We start from the raw sequence: 16714 nt of genomic DNA on the forward strand, positions 1-16714 counted from the left end.
GGATGGACATGACTGAGACTATTTCTGCGCCGTTGTATCTGCTGAGAGGGTTACAACTCATTGGTTGGCGCAATATGCAGCACGCTCTGGACTATTTGTATGCGGACGGCACTATCCGCCAGGGAACGCTGGTGGCGATCAACGCAGAGAAGATGCTGGCGGTTGAGGATAATCCTGACGTACGGGCACTGATTGAAGCCGCAGAGTTTAAATATGCCGATGGCATCAGCGTCGTGCGCTCACTGCGTAAAAAATACCCTCAGGCTCAGGTTTCGCGCGTGGCGGGCGCTGACCTCTGGGAAGCGCTGATGGAACGGGCGGGCGCACAGGGGACCCCGGTCTTCCTGGTTGGCGGCAAGCCGGAGGTGCTGGCACAGACGGAGGCGCAGCTGCGTGCCCGCTGGAAGGTCAATATTGTCGGCAGTCAGGATGGGTATTTCGCTGCCGATCGACGCCAGGCGTTGTTTGAGCGTATTCGCGATAGCGGTGCGAAAATCGTAACCGTGGCGATGGGATCGCCGCGTCAGGAGATCCTGATGCGCGACTGCCGGGAGGTCTATCCGCAGGCGCTGTATATGGGGGTTGGCGGCACCTACGATGTTTTCACCGGCCATGTCCACCGGGCGCCAAAATTCTGGCAAAACCTGGGTCTGGAGTGGTTCTATCGTTTAGTCTCTCAGCCGAGTCGGATTAAAAGACAGATTCGCCTGCTGCGATATTTACGTTGGTATTATACCGGTCAGCTCTGATATTCCACTGCAAACTGGCGAGTTTACGTACGTATTGTGTTTACTACTGTCACTCGCCTGATACTTTATTTGCCATTTCCTGAAAATTCATTAACCATTCGCATGCTTAATGCACGGCGGGCAGCGTGTGCCGTCGTGCAGGCAAGGACATTTCCTTTCATTCATTAATAAAAATAACCGGTATATGGGCAAGACCATTCGCGGGTCGCGCCATGGCAAACCTGTCACTCCCGACGGCATGAATCGCTGTGCTACGGGTGGGGGTAAGGTCGGCCCTCAGGCGTGCCGCTCAATGGACGAGGAACAAAAACCGGAAGCAGGGCAAACACAAGAGGTTATATGACAGAGAAAAAAGCGGAACTCCAGCGCGGACTGGAGGCCAGACACATTGAGCTTATCGCCCTTGGCGGGACGATTGGCGTGGGTTTGTTTATGGGGGCGGCAAGCACGCTGAAATGGGCCGGTCCTTCGGTCCTGCTGGCGTATATTATCGCCGGTTTATTTGTCTTCTTTATCATGCGCTCGATGGGCGAAATGCTGTTCCTTGAGCCGGTGACCGGTTCATTCGCCGTTTACGCGCACCGCTATATGAGCCCGTTTTTCGGCTATCTTACCGCCTGGTCATATTGGTTTATGTGGATGGCGGTCGGGATCTCGGAGATTACGGCCATCGGGGTGTATGTGCAGTTCTGGTTCCCGGATATGGCGCAGTGGATACCGGCGCTTATTGCCGTCGGGCTGGTGGCGCTGGCAAACCTGGCCGCAGTACGCCTGTATGGTGAGATCGAATTCTGGTTCGCGATGATTAAAGTCACCACCATTATCGTGATGATCGTCGTCGGGCTGGGGGTGATCTTCTTTGGTTTTGGCAACGGCGGGCACTCCATCGGATTTGGCAATCTGACCGAACACGGGGGCTTTTTCGCCGGCGGCTGGAAAGGATTCCTGACGGCGCTGTGTATCGTGGTGGCCTCCTATCAGGGGGTTGAACTTATCGGCATCACCGCCGGTGAGGCGAAGAATCCGCAGGTCACGCTGCGCAGTGCGGTGGGCAAGGTCCTGTGGCGTATCCTGATTTTTTATGTGGGCGCGATTTTCGTGATTGTCACGATTTTCCCGTGGAATCAAATTGGTTCCGGCGGCAGCCCGTTCGTTCTGACCTTTGCGAAAATCGGTATTACTGCGGCGGCGGGTATTATCAACTTTGTGGTGCTGACGGCGGCGCTTTCCGGCTGTAATAGCGGGATGTACAGCTGCGGTCGTATGCTCTACGCGCTGGCGCGCAACCGGCAACTGCCTGCGGCAATGGCGAAAGTTTCGCGCAATGGCGTGCCGGCCGTGGGCGTCGCGCTGTCGATTCTGATTCTGCTGATTGGCTCCTGTCTGAACTATATTATTCCCAACCCGCAGCGGGTCTTCGTCTATGTTTACAGTGCCAGCGTATTGCCGGGTATGGTGCCGTGGTTTGTGATTCTGATTAGTCAGCTGCGTTTTCGTCGTGCGCATCAGGAGGAGATGGCCAGCCACCCGTTCCGTTCGCTGCTGTTCCCGTGGGCCAACTATTTCACGATGGCGTTTCTGGTTTGTGTGCTGATAGGTATGGGCTTTAATGACGACACCCGTATGTCGCTGTTCGTCGGAATACTTTTCCTGGCCCTCGTGACGCTTATTTATAAGGCGTTTGGTCTCGGTCGACATGGAAATGTCGATAAAACGACGGAATAAACGCCAAAGTGCACAAAGCGTGACCAAACAGAAATTTTATTTAAAAAGGCACTAGACAGCGGGGGGGGAAGTCCGTATTATCCGACCCCGCAACGGCGCTAAGCGCCCGTAGCTCAGCTGGATAGAGCGCTGCCCTCCGGAGGCAGAGGTCTCAGGTTCGAATCCTGTCGGGCGCACCATTTAACCCGGTGCTTGAGCTGCGGTGGACTGTTAATTTAACAGTGCCGCGTGAAAAGATTTGCAGTGGTGGCTATAGCTCAGTTGGTAGAGCCCTGGATTGTGATTCCAGTTGTCGTGGGTTCGAATCCCATTAGCCACCCCATTATTTGATAGAGTTGTGAAATGCGAAGGTGGCGGAATTGGTAGACGCGCTAGCTTCAGGTGTTAGTGTTCTTACGGACGTGGGGGTTCAAGTCCCCCCCCTCGCACCACGACTTTAACGAATTGAACTAAAAATTCAAAAAGCAGTACATCGGCGAGTAGCGCAGCTTGGTAGCGCAACTGGTTTGGGACCAGTGGGTCGGAGGTTCGAATCCTCTCTCGCCGACCAATTTTGAACCCCGCTTCGGCGGGGTTTTTTGTTTTCTGCCGTAGCGCGACAATCTTCTATCTCCCTGATCTCTCGAATAAAAAACGGCTATCCGTGCGCTATGCGAACGCGTAATTTCGTGCCCGGAATCCTCCCAATTTACCGCTGTGGCTGATGCAATTTCCACGGAACCTGTGCGATAATAAACGGGTAGATGCTCATTCCATCTCTTATGTTCGCCCTCGGGCCTCATAAACTCAGGAATGATGCAGAGCCGTTTACGGTGCTTATCGTCCACTGACAGATGTCGCGTTTATACGCACGTTCTTCACGCTACTTCGACGTAGCTTGAGAGATACAGCGTACCGTCTCATCAAACACCATGGACATAACGTTGAGTGAAGCACCCAATTTGTTGTCAAACAGACCTGTTTTAACGCCTGCCCTGGTTTCAGTGCAGGCGTTTTTTTATGTCCGTAACGGTATGAGCAGAAGAGGGCGAAGAGAAGCGCGCTATCGCCTCTGGAAGAGACGATAGCGGAAAGGCAGGTTAAGGCTGAGGATTGTTCTGTAGCGTTAGCAGCAGGCCATCACGGCGCATTAATGCCGCTTCTTCCGGCTGATGCATACGGTCGAGCGTATCGGCCAGCCATGCATAATCAAAGGCATCCGGGCGCTGTTTCAGCGCAGCACGGAACGCGATGCTGGCCTCCTGCCACTCGCCGTGGCGCATCAGGGATTGCCCCAGCGTGCTCCACAGTAAAGGCCGATCGCCGACCGATTTAATCTGCTGACGCAGCACTTTTTCCAGCTGCTCCGGATTATTCGTCTTCAGGCGCGGAATAAGCATCACCAGGCGGTCATCATACTGCTTCTTCAGTCCGTCGATAATAATCTGCTGCGCGGTATCGTGATCGTCGCTCTCGATGAGCAGACTGGCCATCGCCACCTGCAGAGGCACCTGGCTGCGAGTTTTGCGGTTCTGGTTTTTCCACCACTCACGTAATCCATCGCTTCCGCGATCGGCCAGGGTCTGGTCCATCAAGCCAATCCAGGCCTGTTGCTCCAACGCGGCGCGGTGCTCTTCATCGCTGACGTTGGCTTTTGCCATTGACGGCAGGATATCCAGCAGTGAATTCCACGCGCCGGTGCGGGTATAGGCCTGTTCGGCCAGACGCAAGACTTCCGGATGCCGTGGGGTAATCTCCAGCAGCTTATCAATGCCGTGGCGGGCCGCATGGTTTTCATTGCGGGCCAGCTGCAGGCGCACGCGCGCGATCTCGACCGGAATCAAATCGTCTCCGGCCAGCTCCGTGGCGCGCTCCAGATGCTGATTCGCCCGGGCTTCATCACCACGCTGCTGGGCCGCTTCCGCCGCCAGCAGATAGTTCACCACCGGTTGCTCGGCATGATCGGCGTTCTTCGCCATCAGCTTCTCAACCTGCTGATAGTCGCCTTCCGCCAGCTTGAGTAGCGCCTGTTCGGTTTGCTTACGTGCGCGACGGCGTTTGCGGCCCACGAACCAGCCGCGGGTATGGGCGCCGGTACGGAAAATACGGCGGAACAGCCATTCAATCGCAAACAGTACCACCATGGTGAGGATCATGATGATCGCCAGCCCGGTTACGCTGGTTTCGATATTGTAGTTATCGGTCTGAATCAGAACGTAGCCCTGGTGCCCGGAGATAATTGGGCCGACAACGATCCCGGCGATCAGCAGTGCGAAGAGTAAGAGAATTTTCAGCATGCGTTACTCTCCTTGTGGCGCAGGTGCAGGTGCAGGGGGCGTCGGCGCACTGCTCTGGGTCACGGCAGGCTGCGCCATCAGGTTGCGTACCCGCGTTTGCATCAGCTTCTCAAGAATGGCCTGACTTTGCAGATTTTCCGGTACATTCATTGTGATGCTTTGCTGACTCAGCTTATCGACATCTTCCAGAAACGCCCTGGTGGTGGCATCTTCCGTGTCGTAATAGGCGCGAACCCAGGTGGAAACATTATCCAGCGCTTGTTTGTATGTCTCTTCCTGATGGCGCGGTACCGCTTGTGCCGCAACCAGCAGGCGGGAGCGAATATTTTCGCGCAGGTAGATGTCCTGGTTTGGCGCCAGCAGCGGGACTGCCGTTTCGTCGCGGCGACGAATGGTAATAAAGCTGTCCATAAAGCTCTGCCAGCTCTTTTGCAGATTCACGCGCCACTCGCCGATAGAGCTGGAGAGCTCTTCGCTGTCGGAATCCATCGGGGAGTCGTCATCGTTATTGTCGGCAAGGCGCAGATTATCAATCTGGTTAGCAAGCTGGTTAACCTTGAGGATGATACCGTCGTAGTCGACCTGGCTGACGGCCGACAGCGACGCGATATCGTCGGTAATGGCGCGGCGGGCGCTAATCAGACTCGGATCGTTCATATCGGCGAGGCTGGCATCGGCGCTTTTTAACAGCGCAGCGGCGGTGGTGACGTCCCGATCGCTCCACAGCTTACGCCCGGCCGATTTGACCAGAAAATCAGCCTGCGCCAGCAGCCAGGTTTTGGCATCGCTGCCGGAAATGACGGCCACTTTTTGCTGCACGTCTTCCAGCTGCTTCGCCAGCGTCTCCTGCTGATGCTTCGCTTCGGTTAGCTGGTCCGCCTGCTGCTTGATAATACCTTCGAGTTCATTTTTTTGGCTTTCTTGCGCTTTTTGCAGCTCCGCCACCCGATCGGCGAGCGCCGTGCTGGTCTCGTTCTGCCGTGATACTTGCTGTTTATTTAAACCAAACAGGCCGACGCCAGCGGCGAGGGCAATGGCGATAGCCACCGCGCTCAGAACGAGGCTGGTTTTATTACCGCCGTTTTTCTTTCCGGTATTCTCTGGCTGTGGCGCCTTGTCCACGGCCTCCCTGGTCTCTTCAACCACGGCGGATTGGTTTTGTTGTTCCGTCATTATGGCTTCCAATGTTGAGAGTTATTGTAATGCGCGTAGCAGCGCATCGTTGTCGGCGCTATCGGCAACCTGGATATCCTGCCAGCCCAATTCACGGGCCTGCCGGGCCAGGCGTTCACTGACAACTAAAATGCGACAGCGAAGGAGCCACCGTTCGCGATACCATTGGGGTATCAGCGCCCAAAGCTGTTGCAGCATCTCGCCGCTGGTGACGACCAGCGTAGTGACGCCGCGGGACTGCCAGCGCATTGCTTCTTCTGCGCCATCGTAATGCTTTGCACTACGTTGATAGCATTCACAAAAAGTGACGTCGGCGCCGCGCTCGCGGAGCGTTTCGCCTAATAATTCCCGCCCGCCGTTACCGCGAAGAAGAAGGGCTTTCTTCCCGGCAATGTTTTGTAATTCAGGTAATTGTAGCAAGACTTCGCTAATTTCCCGATCTAATGGGTAGCGAATATTCTGTCCACTGACCGTATGCAGGGCCAGCGCCGTAGTACGGCCAATCGCAAAATAGCCGGGTGCTTTCGGCCAGCGTTGGCCCAGTTGATGCAGGCGAGCATGGGCAAACTCTACCGCATGCTGTGAGAGCGCAAACAAAAGATCGCCCGCGGATAAGGCGGCCAGCTGGCCGCTTAGCGCAGGCAGTTCGCGTCCAGGGGTAAACTCGATGAGTGGAAAACTCCAGGCCACATGTCCTAGCGCGCGCAGGCGGCTGACCAGCTCTTCACTTTGGGGCAACGGACGGGTGACCAGGATACTCATCGAGGGGCTTCTCCTGCATAAACGGCGGCGAGAATGTCGCGGGCGCCGTTATCCAGCAGCTCTTCCGCCAGCGAGACGCCGAGACGCTCGGCATCTTCCGGCTGGCCGCGTCGTTCACCGCGCACCACCTGTGAACCGTCCGGCGCACCGACCAGCGCGCGCAGCCACAGCTCACCGTTAATCAGCTCAGCGTAGCTGCCGATCGGAACCTGACAGCCGCCTTCCAGCCGGGTATTCATCGCCCGTTCCGCGCGGACTCGGATGGCGGTTTCCGTATGATTCAGCGGTGCTAACAGGGTTTGCGTCCATTGATCGTCAAGGCGACATTCAATACCGACCGCCCCCTGGCCGACCGCGGGCAGAGACTGCTCCGGCGTTAACGGTTGACGAATACGCGACTCCAGCCCCAGGCGTTTCAACCCGGCGGCCGCCAGAATAATCGCATCATATTCGCCGCTATCGAGTTTGCCGAGGCGGGTCCCCACGTTACCGCGCAGAGAGCGGATCTGCAGGTCGGGACGTTGGGCTGCCAGCTGGCACTGGCGGCGTAAACTGGAAGTGCCAACGATGCTGCCGTGCGGCAACGCATCGATTGACGCATAGCGATTAGAGACGAAGGCGTCGCGCGGATCTTCGCGCTCGCAAATCGTGACCAGCCCCAGTCCCTCGGGAAACTCGACGGGAACATCTTTCATGGAATGCACGGCGATATCCGCGCGCCCTTCGATAATGGCCAGTTCTAATTCTTTGACAAACAAGCCCTTGCCGCCCACTTTTGCCAGCGGAGTATCAAGGAGCACGTCGCCGCGAGTGACCATCGGCACCAGTTCCACCGCCAGCCCAGGATGGCAGGACTCAAGGCGCTCTTTCACATAATGCGCCTGCCATAGCGCAAGTGGGCTTTGCCGTGTGGCAATTCTCAAAACTTTGTCTAACATGCTTGTTACCGTCATTGTCGACCACAAACTATCCTAACATTGTTGCCTTATGGATGTTAGTTTTGTGGGATTAGGGGGGCGGCTGTTTCGTTTTTTGCGTTATTTGCGTTTGGTGCCATTGCGGTTGCCACAACCGTAGTGAGGAATTTACACGCAGTAAACGGTGCTACACTTGTATGTAGCGCATCTTTCTTTACGGTCAATGAGCAAGGTGTTAGATTGATCACGTTTTAAACCATTTGTCCGTCAGCAGCTCATCACAACCACACCGACGACAAATGGTGACGGTTTTTGTTGAAATACTGAAATCCTCCGTACTATTGTACGACGGGTTTTTGAACATCAGGCGATATGTCTTGTACCTCTATATTGAGACACTGAAACAGAGACTGGATGCCATCAACCAACTGCGCGTGGATCGCGCGCTTGCTGCCATGGGACCCGCTTTCCAGCAGGTTTACAGTCTACTGCCGACATTACTACATTATCATCACCCGTTGATGCCGGGTTACCTTGACGGTAACGTTCCCCGCGGCATTTGCCTCTACACGCCTGATGAAACCCAACGCCACTACCTTGACGAGTTAGAACTGCACCGCGGCATGCTGGCGCAGGAGCCGCCGAAAGGCGAACTGCCGATAACCGGCGTCTACTCGATGGGCAGTACCTCCTCCGTAGGCCAAAGCTGCTCTTCCGACCTCGATATCTGGGTTTGTCATCAGGCATGGCTTGATACCGAAGAGCGCCAGCTGCTGCAGCGCAAATGTAGCCTGTTGGAAAGCTGGGCGGCATCGCTGGGCGTTGAGGTCAGCTTCTTCCTGATTGACGAAAACCGCTTCCGCCATAACGAAAGCGGCAGCCTGGGTGGCGAAGACTGCGGGTCGACGCAGCATATCCTGCTGCTGGATGAGTTCTACCGCACCGCCGTGCGCCTCGCCGGGAAACGTATTCTGTGGAATATGGTGCCGTGCGACGAAGAGGATCATTACGACGATTACGTGATGGGGCTCTATGCGCAAGGTGTACTGACGCCAAATGAGTGGCTCGATCTGGGCGGCCTGAGCTCGCTGTCGGCGGAAGAGTATTTCGGCGCCAGCCTGTGGCAGCTCTATAAAAGTATCGATTCACCGTATAAAGCGGTGCTGAAAACGCTGCTGCTGGAAGCCTACTCCTGGGAGTACCCGAACAACCGCCTGCTGGCGAAAGACATTAAACAGCGTCTGCACGACGGAGAAATCGTCTCGTTTGGGCTCGATCCTTACTGCATGATGCTGGAACGCGTGACCGCCTATCTGCAGGCCATTGAAGACGACACGCGTCTCGATCTGGTGCGCCGCTGTTTCTATCTGAAAGTGTGCGAAAAACTCAGCCGCGAGCGCGCCTGCGTAGGCTGGCGTCGTGAAGTGGTGAGCCACCTGGTGCAAGAGTGGGGCTGGGATGAAAAGCGTCTGATGATGCTGGACAACCGGGCTAACTGGAAGATCGACGAAGTACGCAAAGCGCACAACGAGCTGCTGGATGCGATGATGCAAAGCTATCGCAACCTGATCCGCTTTGCGCGGCGTAACAACCTCAGCGTGTCCGCCAGTCCGCAGGATATCGGCGTACTGACCCGTAAGCTGTATGCGGCGTTTGAAGCGCTGCCGGGCAAAGTGACGCTGGTGAACCCGCAAATCTCTCCGGATCTCTCCGAGCCGAATCTGACCTTCATCCACGTGCCTCCTGGCCGTGCCAACCGTACCGGTTGGTATGTGTACAACCGTGCGCCGGATATGGAATCGATCATCAGCCATCAGCCGCTGGAATATAACCGTTATCTTAATAAGCTGGTGGCATGGGCCTGGTTTAACGGCCTGCTGACGTCACGCACTCGCCTGTTTATTAAGGGCAACGGTATCGTCGATCTGGCGAAGCTTCAGGAGATGGTCGCCGACGTTTCGCACCATTTCCCGCTGCGTCTGCCGTCGCCAACGCCCAAAGCGCTGTATAGCCCCTGCGAAATCCGCCACCTGGCGATTATCGTCAACCTCGAATATGACCCGACGGCGGCGTTCCGCAATCAGGTCGTGCATTTTGATTTCCGTAAACTGGATGTCTTCAGCTTTGGCGAAGAGCAGAAGTGCTTAATCGGTAGCGTCGATCTGCTGTACCGCAACTCGTGGAACGAAGTGCGCACCCTGCACTTTAACGGCGAGCAGGCGATGATCGAAGCGCTGAAAACCATTCTCGGTAAAATGCATCAGGATGCTGCGCCGCCGGATAGCGTTGAAGTGTTCTGCTACAGTCAGCATCTGCGCGGTCTCATTCGCACCCGCGTGCAGCAGATGGTGTCCGAGTGCATTGAGCTGCGCCTTTCCAGTACCCGTCAGGATACCGGGCGCTTTAAGGCGCTGCGCGTTTCCGGGCAGACCTGGGGACTGTTTTTCGAACGTCTTAACGTGTCGGTGCAGAAGCTGGAGAACGCCATTGAATTCTACGGCGCTATCTCGCATAACAAGCTGCACGGCCTGTCGGTTCAGGTGGAAACCAACCATGTTAAGCTACCGGCGGTAGTGGATGGATTTGCCAGCGAAGGGATTATTCAGTTCTTCTTTGAAGAGGCGGATAACGAGAGCGGATTTAATATCTATATTCTCGACGAGAGCAACCGCGCCGAGGTTTATCATCACTGTGAAGGCAGTAAAGAGGAGCTGGTGCGTGACGTGAGCCGCTTCTACTCTTCATCCCACGATCGTTTCACCTACGGCTCCAGTTTTATCAACTTCAACCTGCCGCAGTTCTATCAGATCGTCGACGTTGACGGTCGACCTCAGGTGATTCCGTTCCGCAGCCAGGCGATCGGGGCGGCTGCCGCGCCGGTGAGCCAGGATGCCGTGGCGTCGCCCATGCTGCAGCAGCACTATTCCTGACCGACGTTCCTGAGTCACCATTTCCCCGGCGACGTTGTGTTTTCGCCGGGGTTTTGCTTTCCCGATGACGATGAAAGCGCTGGCTTAGCGAAAACTCACGGCTTCGCCGGCCTGCTGGGTCGCCGCCTGCTCCAGCAGGTCCCAGAAGGTTTCACCGCTGCGGTCGCACACCCACTCATCACCTTTAAGATCAAAATGGTAGCCGCCTTGCTTTGTCGCCAGCCACACCTGATGCAGCGGCTCCTGACGGTTGATAATAATTTTGCTGCCGTTCTCAAAACTGAGGGTCAGCACGCCGCCGTTGATCTCACAGTCGATATCGCTATCGCCGTCCCGCTCGTCCAGATGTTCTTCGATGGTCATCCACAGGCTGTCAGCCAGGCGATGGAATTCACTGTCGTTCATGGTTCTACCCTGCTTTTTTTAAGATGGCGGCAGTATAGCGCGAAACAAAAGCGCGCGCAGTCGGATGCTAAACGCTTGCTTTTACGTCTTCTCCTGCGATGATAGAAAGCAGAAAGAGTGAATCACGGGCAACTATCAATGAAAAACGTTTTTCCAACGCTTGCCGTTTTATTGGCGATCTTCAGCCTGACCGGCTGTGGTCTGAAGGGACCGCTTTATTTCCCTCCGGCAGAAAAGACGGCGGCTCCGCCGACCAAACCGGTCAATAGCGGTATCCAGAGCTCGGCGCCAGATCGTAACGATCGCGGCGATAGCGGCGGCCCGACCCAGGTAAACTATTAACGATAACGTTCTGTTCCGCGCGACTGGAGTAGATGATGCAGTTCTCTAAAATGCATGGCCTTGGCAACGATTTTATGGTCGTTGACGCGGTAACGCAGAATGTTTTTTTCTCACCGGAGCTGATTCGCCGCCTGGCGGATCGGCATCTGGGCGTCGGTTTCGATCAGCTGCTGGTTGTTGAGCCGCCTTACGATCCGGATCTGGATTTCCATTATCGTATCTTCAACGCCGACGGCAGCGAAGTGTCGCAGTGCGGTAACGGCGCGCGCTGCTTTGCCCGCTTTGTCCGCTTGAAAGGCCTGACCAATAAACGTGACATCCGCGTGAGCACGGCAAACGGTCGTATGGTATTAAGCGTAACGGAAGACGATTTGGTGCGCGTCAACATGGGGGAGCCGAACTTCGAGCCCTCTCAGGTGCCCTTCCGCGCCAACAAAGCGGAAAAGACCTATATTATGCGCGCCGCCGAGCAGACAGTATTGTGCGGCGTGGTCTCGATGGGGAACCCGCACTGCGTCATTCAGGTCGATAATGTGGAAACCGCCGCGGTGGAAACCCTCGGCCCGGTGATGGAAAGCCACGAACGCTTCCCGGAGCGCGCCAACATCGGTTTTATGCAGGTGGTCGAGCGCGATCGCATTCGTCTGCGTGTTTATGAGCGCGGCGCAGGTGAAACTCAGGCCTGCGGCAGCGGTGCCTGTGCGGCGGTAGCGGTTGGTATCCAACAGGGACTGCTGGCCGAAGAAGTACGCGTGGAATTGCCAGGCGGGCGTCTTGATATCGCCTGGAAAGGCCCGGGCCAACCGTTGTTTATGACTGGCCCGGCGGCACATGTCTACGACGGATTTATTCACTTATGAAACAAGTCGGGGAAGAACAGCAGGAAATCACCGGCGCGCTGAACGACCGCGCGGTGGTGGACTATCTGTTGCAACATCCTGAATTTTTTATTCGTAATGCTGCACTGGTCGAGCACATGCGCGTTCCGCATCCGGTACGCGGCTCGATCTCGCTGGTGGAATGGCACATGGTGCGGGCACGTAACCATATCAACGTGCTGGAAGAGAACATGATGCTGCTGATGGAGCAGGCCACGGCGAATGAGAGCCTGTTCCAGCGTCTGCTGCATCTGCAGACGCGGCTGGCGGCGGCGGAAAGCCTTGATGAGATGCTCAATCGCTTTCACCGCTGGGCGCGCGAAATAGGGCTGGCGGGGGCGACGGTGCGTCTGTTTCCCGATAGCTGGCGGCTGGGCGCGCCGTCAAAATTCACCCATCTGGCGTTAAGCCGGCAGGCATTTGAGCCTATCCGCATTCAGCGTCTTGGGCAGGCTCGTCATTATCTCGGGCCGCTGCACGGACCTGAACTGCTGGTGGTACTGCCGGAAGCGAAAGCTATCGGCTCGGTGGCGATGTCGCTGCTGGGCGGCGATGATGCCCCTGGCGTGATGCTTTTCAGCAGTCGCGATGCCCAGCATTATCAACAAGGCCAGGGAACGCAGCTGCTGCAGGAAATTGCGTTAATGCTGCCGGGTCTGTTGGAGCGCTGGGTTGAACGCGCATGACCGACTCTCCCTTATTCACCGCCGTTGAGCGCTTTCTACGCTATCTGGGCGTGGAGCGTCAGCTGAGCCCGATCACGCTACTGAACTACCGGCGTCAGCTTGATGCGCTGATGGCGCTCGCGGAACAGGCGGGGCTCAAAAGCTGGCAGCAGTGCGATGCCGCTCAGGTTCGTGGTCTGGCGGTCCGTAGCCGTAAACAGGGGCTGGGGCCGGCAAGCCTTGCGCTGCGGCTTTCCGCGTTGCGCAGTTTCTTTGACTGGCTGGTGGCGCAGGGCGAGCTGGCGGCGAACCCGGCGAAAGGTATCTCCGCCCCAAAAATTCCCCGTCACTTACCGAAAAATATTGATGTCGATGACGTCAACCGGCTGCTGGATATCGATCTTAACGATCCGCTGGCGGTGCGCGATCGGGCGATGCTGGAGGTAATGTACGGCGCGGGTCTGCGTCTCTCCGAGCTGGTCAATCTGGATATTCAACACCTCGATCTGGAATCCGGGGAGGTGTGGGTGATGGGCAAAGGAAGCAAAGAACGCCGCCTGCCGATTGGGCGCAGCGCGGTGGCGTGGATCGAACACTGGCTCGATTTACGCGGTCTGTTTGGCACGGATGACGCTGCGCTGTTTTTATCTAAACTGGGGAAACGTATTTCCGCGCGTAATGTGCAGAAGCGCTTTGCCGAATGGGGCATTAAGCAGGGGCTGAATAGCCACGTGCATCCGCATAAACTGCGCCACTCCTTTGCCACCCATATGCTGGAGTCGAGCGGCGATCTGCGCGGCGTACAGGAGCTGCTGGGTCATGCTAATCTCTCGACCACCCAAATCTATACCCATCTTGATTTTCAACACCTTGCCTCGGTGTATGATGCGGCGCATCCGCGCGCCAAACGGGGGAAATAATGCGTTTTTACCGACCGCTGGGCCAAATTTCTGCACTGACGTTTGACCTGGACGATACCCTTTACGACAACCGCCCGGTCATCGACCGGACGTTGCAGGAGTCGCTGGCCTTTGTGCGCAGCTACCATCCGTCACTGAGCCAGTTTGATGCCAACGAGCTGCAGCGGCTACGCCAGACGCTGCTGGAGAGCGAGCCCGAGATTTACCATGACGTCACCGAGTGGCGCCGCCGCGCGCTGGTGCTGGGGATGACGAATGCCGGACTCTCTGCCGGGCAGGCTGCCGAGGGCGCGGATGCGGCAATGGCGAATTTTGCCCACTGGCGTAGTTTGATCGATGTGCCGCAGGAAACTCACGATACGCTGGCCGCGCTGGCGGAGAAATGGCCGCTGGTGGCGGTGACCAACGGCAACGCGCAGCCCGAACTCTTTGGTTTGAGCGACTATTTCCGTTTTGTTCTGCGTGCTGGTCCGGACGGGCGATCGAAACCCTTTGCTGATATGTACCATCTGGCGGCGGAGCGTCTTGATTTGCCGCTGGATCAGATACTCCACGTGGGGGATGATCTGACCACCGATGTCGCGGGCGCTATTCGCTGCGGCATGCAGGCCTGCTGGATCAAGCCGCAGGGGGCCGATCTGATGCGCGCGACCGACAGCCGCCTGCTGCCACACATTGAAATTTCACGGTTGGCATCTCTGACCTCGCTGATATAATCACCACTAGTTCTGTATATATTAACAGTATGCCCGGTAGACGATGCGTTGCCGGGCAGCTCATTTCCGGCGGTGCCAATGGACGTTTCTTACCTGCTCGACAGCCTCAATGATAAACAGCGTGAAGCCGTAGCCGCTTCACGCACCAATATGCTGGTTCTGGCGGGAGCGGGCAGCGGTAAGACGCGCGTTCTGGTACACCGTATTGCCTGGCTGCTGAGCGTAGAAAACTGCTCGCCGTATTCCATCATGGCGGTGACCTTTACCAACAAAGCGGCGGCGGAGATGCGCCATCGTATCGGCCAGCTGATGGGGACGACCCAGGGCGGCATGTGGGTCGGCACCTTCCATGGGCTGGCGCATCGCCTGCTGCGGGCCCACCATCTGGACGCAAACCTGCCACAGGATTTTCAGATCCTCGATAGCGAAGATCAGCTGCGCCTGCTGAAGCGCCTGATTAAAGCCATGAACCTCGACGAGAAGCAGTGGCCGCCGCGTCAGGCGATGTGGTACATCAACAGCCAGAAAGACGAAGGGCTGCGCCCGCATCATATTCAGAGTTACGGCAACCCGGTGGAACAGACCTGGCAGAAGGTTTATCAGGCCTATCAGGAAGCCTGCGATCGCGCTGGTCTGGTGGATTTTGCCGAGCTGCTGCTGCGTGCGCACGAGCTGTGGCTCAATAAACCGCATATTCTCCAGCACTACCGCGAACGCTTCACCAATATCCTGGTGGACGAGTTCCAGGATACCAACAACATTCAGTACGCGTGGATCCGCCTGCTGGCGGGCGATAGCGGCAAAGTGATGATCGTGGGGGATGATGACCAGTCGATCTACGGCTGGCGCGGCGCCCAGGTTGAGAATATTCAGCGCTTTCTCACCGATTTCCCCGGCGCGCAGACCATCCGCCTCGAGCAGAACTACCGCTCGACCAGCAATATCCTGAGCGCCGCTAACGCCCTGATTGAAAACAACAGCGGGCGTCTGGGTAAGAAACTGTGGACCGACGGCGCCGACGGCGAACCGATCTCCCTCTATTGCGCGTTTAACGATCTCGATGAAGCGCGCTTTGTCGTCAACCGTATCAAAACCTGGCAGGAGAACGGCGGGGCGCTTGAGCAATGCGCCATTCTCTACCGCAGCAACGCCCAGTCGCGCGTGCTGGAAGAGGCGCTGCTGCAGGCCAGCATGCCGTACCGTATCTATGGCGGCATGCGCTTCTTCGAACGCCAGGAGATCAAAGATGCGCTCTCCTATCTGCGTCTGATTGCCAACCGTAACGACGATGCGGCGTTTGAGCGCGTGGTGAATACGCCCACCCGCGGTATCGGCGACCGCACGCTGGACGTGGTGCGCCAGACCTCGCGCGACCGTCAGCTAACGCTGTGGCAGGCTTGTCGCGAGCTGCTGAAGGATAAAGTCCTGGCTGGCCGCGCCGCCAGCGCGCTGCAACGTTTTATGGAGCTGATTGACGCTCTGGCGCAGGAAACGGCGGATATGCCGCTGCACGTGCAGACCGACCGGGTGATTAACGATTCCGGCCTGCGGATGATGTACGAGCAGGAAAAGGGCGAGAAAGGCCAGACGCGCATCGAAAACTTAGAGGAGCTGGTGACGGCAACGCGCCAGTTCAGCTACAACGATGAAGATGAGGATTTAATGCCGCTGCAGGCCTTCCTCTCTCACGCCGCGCTGGAGGCGGGGGAAGGGCAGGCGGATACCTGGCAGGATGCGGTGCAGCTGATGACGCTGCACTCGGCGAAAGGTCTGGAGTTTCCGCAGGTGTTTATCGTTGGCGTGGAAGAGGGGATGTTCCCGAGCCAGATGGCGCTGGATGAAGGCGGCCGGCTGGAAGAGGAGCGTCGCCTGGCTTACGTCGGCGTGACGCGCGCGATGCAGAAACTGACTCTCACCTATGCGGAAACCCGCCGTCTGTACGGCAAAGAGGTTTACCATCGCCCGTCGCGCTTTATCGGCGAGCTGCCGGAAGCCTGTGTAGAAGAGGTACGCCTGCGCGCAACGGTGAGTCGTCCGGTCAGCCATCAGCGGATGGGGACGCCGATGGCGGAAAACGATACCGGTTATAAACTGGGCCAGCGCGTACGCCATCCGAAGTTTGGCGAAGGCACCATCGTGAATCTGGAAGGCAGCGGCGAGCATAGCCGTTTGCAGGTCGCCTTCCAGGGGCAAGGTATTAAATGGTTAGTGGCGGCCTATGCCCGGCTGGAAACAGTGTAACAGTAAGAAAAATAT

14 protein-coding genes and 4 tRNA genes are annotated in these 16714 nt (G+C 57.0%); 13 read left to right on the top strand and 5 right to left on the bottom strand.

The window, feature by feature from the left end:
- Nucleotides 1–8 precede the first annotated feature (8 nt).
- The 6 genes from wecG (at nt 9) to MC50_RS09330 (ending at nt 3024) form a co-directional block, all read left to right on the top strand.
- Nucleotides 9–749, top strand: a complete 741-nt coding sequence (wecG, locus tag MC50_RS09305; protein WP_032690043.1) for a lipopolysaccharide N-acetylmannosaminouronosyltransferase — start codon at nt 9–11, stop codon at nt 747–749.
- Between the two features lie 339 nt (nt 750–1088).
- Nucleotides 1089–2474: a bifunctional threonine/serine APC transporter ThrP gene (gene thrP / locus MC50_RS09310; RefSeq protein WP_032690042.1), complete on the top strand. Its 1386-nt coding sequence runs from the start codon at nt 1089–1091 to the stop codon at nt 2472–2474.
- Nucleotides 2475–2576: 102 nt separating this feature from the next.
- Nucleotides 2577–2653: transfer RNA gene (locus MC50_RS09315), tRNA-Arg, on the top strand.
- A 67-nt stretch (nt 2654–2720) separates the two neighbouring features.
- A tRNA-His gene (locus tag MC50_RS09320) sits at nt 2721–2796 on the top strand.
- A 22-nt stretch (nt 2797–2818) separates the two neighbouring features.
- Nucleotides 2819–2905 (top strand) — tRNA-Leu (locus tag MC50_RS09325).
- A gap of 42 nt (nt 2906–2947) precedes the next feature.
- Nucleotides 2948–3024 (top strand) — tRNA-Pro (locus tag MC50_RS09330).
- Nucleotides 3025–3553: 529 nt separating this feature from the next.
- Here the strand turns inward: MC50_RS09330 and hemY are convergent.
- Genes hemY through hemC form a run of 4 tightly spaced genes read right to left on the bottom strand, consistent with a single transcriptional unit; the run spans nt 3554 to nt 7623 of the window.
- Nucleotides 3554–4750, bottom strand: a complete 1197-nt coding sequence (hemY, locus tag MC50_RS09335; RefSeq protein WP_032690041.1) for a protoheme IX biogenesis protein HemY — start codon at nt 4748–4750, stop codon at nt 3554–3556.
- Nucleotides 4751–4753: 3 nt separating this feature from the next.
- The gene (gene hemX, locus MC50_RS09340; RefSeq protein WP_047663714.1) at nt 4754–5923 is read right to left on the bottom strand and encodes a uroporphyrinogen-III C-methyltransferase; all 1170 of its coding nucleotides are present in this window, start codon (nt 5921–5923) and stop codon (nt 4754–4756) included.
- A gap of 21 nt (nt 5924–5944) precedes the next feature.
- Complete coding sequence (hemD, locus tag MC50_RS09345) at nt 5945–6685, bottom strand: uroporphyrinogen-III synthase (protein ID WP_032690039.1); 741 nt, start codon at nt 6683–6685, stop codon at nt 5945–5947.
- The gene (hemC, locus tag MC50_RS09350) at nt 6682–7623 is read right to left on the bottom strand and encodes a hydroxymethylbilane synthase (RefSeq protein ID WP_032697956.1); all 942 of its coding nucleotides are present in this window, start codon (nt 7621–7623) and stop codon (nt 6682–6684) included. The genes hemD and hemC overlap by 4 nt, the downstream gene beginning before the upstream one ends.
- A gap of 356 nt (nt 7624–7979) precedes the next feature.
- Between hemC and cyaA the strand changes: the two genes are divergently transcribed.
- A complete protein-coding gene (gene cyaA / locus MC50_RS09355) occupies nt 7980–10532 on the top strand; it encodes a class I adenylate cyclase (protein WP_032690037.1) in 2553 nt (850 codons plus the stop codon).
- A gap of 84 nt (nt 10533–10616) precedes the next feature.
- Here the strand turns inward: cyaA and cyaY are convergent, their stop codons facing one another.
- Nucleotides 10617–10937 (bottom strand): iron donor protein CyaY, encoded by a 321-nt coding sequence (gene cyaY / locus MC50_RS09360; protein ID WP_032690036.1) that lies wholly within the window; start codon nt 10935–10937, stop codon nt 10617–10619.
- Between the two features lie 138 nt (nt 10938–11075).
- Here cyaY and lptM point away from each other — a divergent pair, with 138 nt between their 5' ends.
- The 6 genes from lptM (at nt 11076) to uvrD (ending at nt 16699) form a co-directional block, all read left to right on the top strand.
- Nucleotides 11076–11279, top strand: coding sequence for an LPS translocon maturation chaperone LptM (lptM, locus tag MC50_RS09365; RefSeq protein WP_015585402.1), 204 nt, complete (start codon nt 11076–11078; stop codon nt 11277–11279).
- Between the two features lie 35 nt (nt 11280–11314).
- Nucleotides 11315–12139 (top strand): diaminopimelate epimerase, encoded by an 825-nt coding sequence (gene dapF / locus MC50_RS09370; RefSeq protein WP_004869591.1) that lies wholly within the window; start codon nt 11315–11317, stop codon nt 12137–12139.
- On the top strand, nt 12136–12843 hold the full coding sequence (locus MC50_RS09375; protein ID WP_004869595.1) for a DUF484 domain-containing protein: 708 nt from the start codon (nt 12136–12138) through the stop codon (nt 12841–12843). The genes dapF and MC50_RS09375 overlap by 4 nt, the downstream gene beginning before the upstream one ends.
- Nucleotides 12840–13742, top strand: a complete 903-nt coding sequence (xerC, locus tag MC50_RS09380; RefSeq protein WP_032690035.1) for a tyrosine recombinase XerC — start codon at nt 12840–12842, stop codon at nt 13740–13742. The genes MC50_RS09375 and xerC overlap by 4 nt, the downstream gene beginning before the upstream one ends.
- A complete protein-coding gene (gene yigB, locus MC50_RS09385; RefSeq protein ID WP_032697954.1) occupies nt 13742–14458 on the top strand; it encodes a 5-amino-6-(5-phospho-D-ribitylamino)uracil phosphatase YigB in 717 nt (238 codons plus the stop codon). The genes xerC and yigB overlap by 1 nt, the downstream gene beginning before the upstream one ends.
- Nucleotides 14459–14536: 78 nt before the next feature.
- Entirely contained in the window at nt 14537–16699 is a 2163-nt protein-coding gene (gene uvrD / locus MC50_RS09390; protein WP_046853272.1) for a DNA helicase II, read from the top strand.
- Nucleotides 16700–16714: the final 15 nt, after the last annotated feature.

This window comes from Klebsiella planticola (assembly GCF_000783935.2).
In the GTDB taxonomy this organism is placed as follows: Bacteria; Pseudomonadota; Gammaproteobacteria; order Enterobacterales; family Enterobacteriaceae; genus Klebsiella; species Klebsiella planticola.

Excerpts from the sequence above, each read along its gene's own strand:
- wecG (WP_032690043.1), top strand. The coding sequence starts at position 9 with ATGACTGAGACTATTTCTGCGCCGTTGTATCTGCTGAGAGGGTTACAA.
- thrP (WP_032690042.1), top strand. The coding sequence starts at position 1,089 with ATGACAGAGAAAAAAGCGGAACTCCAGCGCGGACTGGAGGCCAGACAC.
- hemY (WP_032690041.1), bottom strand. The coding sequence starts at position 4,750 with ATGCTGAAAATTCTCTTACTCTTCGCACTGCTGATCGCCGGGATCGTT.
- hemX (WP_047663714.1), bottom strand. The coding sequence starts at position 5,923 with ATGACGGAACAACAAAACCAATCCGCCGTGGTTGAAGAGACCAGGGAG.
- hemD (WP_032690039.1), bottom strand. The coding sequence starts at position 6,685 with ATGAGTATCCTGGTCACCCGTCCGTTGCCCCAAAGTGAAGAGCTGGTC.
- hemC (WP_032697956.1), bottom strand. The coding sequence starts at position 7,623 with ATGTTAGACAAAGTTTTGAGAATTGCCACACGGCAAAGCCCACTTGCG.
- cyaY (WP_032690036.1), bottom strand. The coding sequence starts at position 10,937 with ATGAACGACAGTGAATTCCATCGCCTGGCTGACAGCCTGTGGATGACC.
- lptM (WP_015585402.1), top strand. The coding sequence starts at position 11,076 with ATGAAAAACGTTTTTCCAACGCTTGCCGTTTTATTGGCGATCTTCAGC.
- dapF (WP_004869591.1), top strand. The coding sequence starts at position 11,315 with ATGCAGTTCTCTAAAATGCATGGCCTTGGCAACGATTTTATGGTCGTT.
- MC50_RS09375 (WP_004869595.1), top strand. The coding sequence starts at position 12,136 with ATGAAACAAGTCGGGGAAGAACAGCAGGAAATCACCGGCGCGCTGAAC.
- xerC (WP_032690035.1), top strand. The coding sequence starts at position 12,840 with ATGACCGACTCTCCCTTATTCACCGCCGTTGAGCGCTTTCTACGCTAT.
- yigB (WP_032697954.1), top strand. The coding sequence starts at position 13,742 with ATGCGTTTTTACCGACCGCTGGGCCAAATTTCTGCACTGACGTTTGAC.
- uvrD (WP_046853272.1), top strand. The coding sequence starts at position 14,537 with ATGGACGTTTCTTACCTGCTCGACAGCCTCAATGATAAACAGCGTGAA.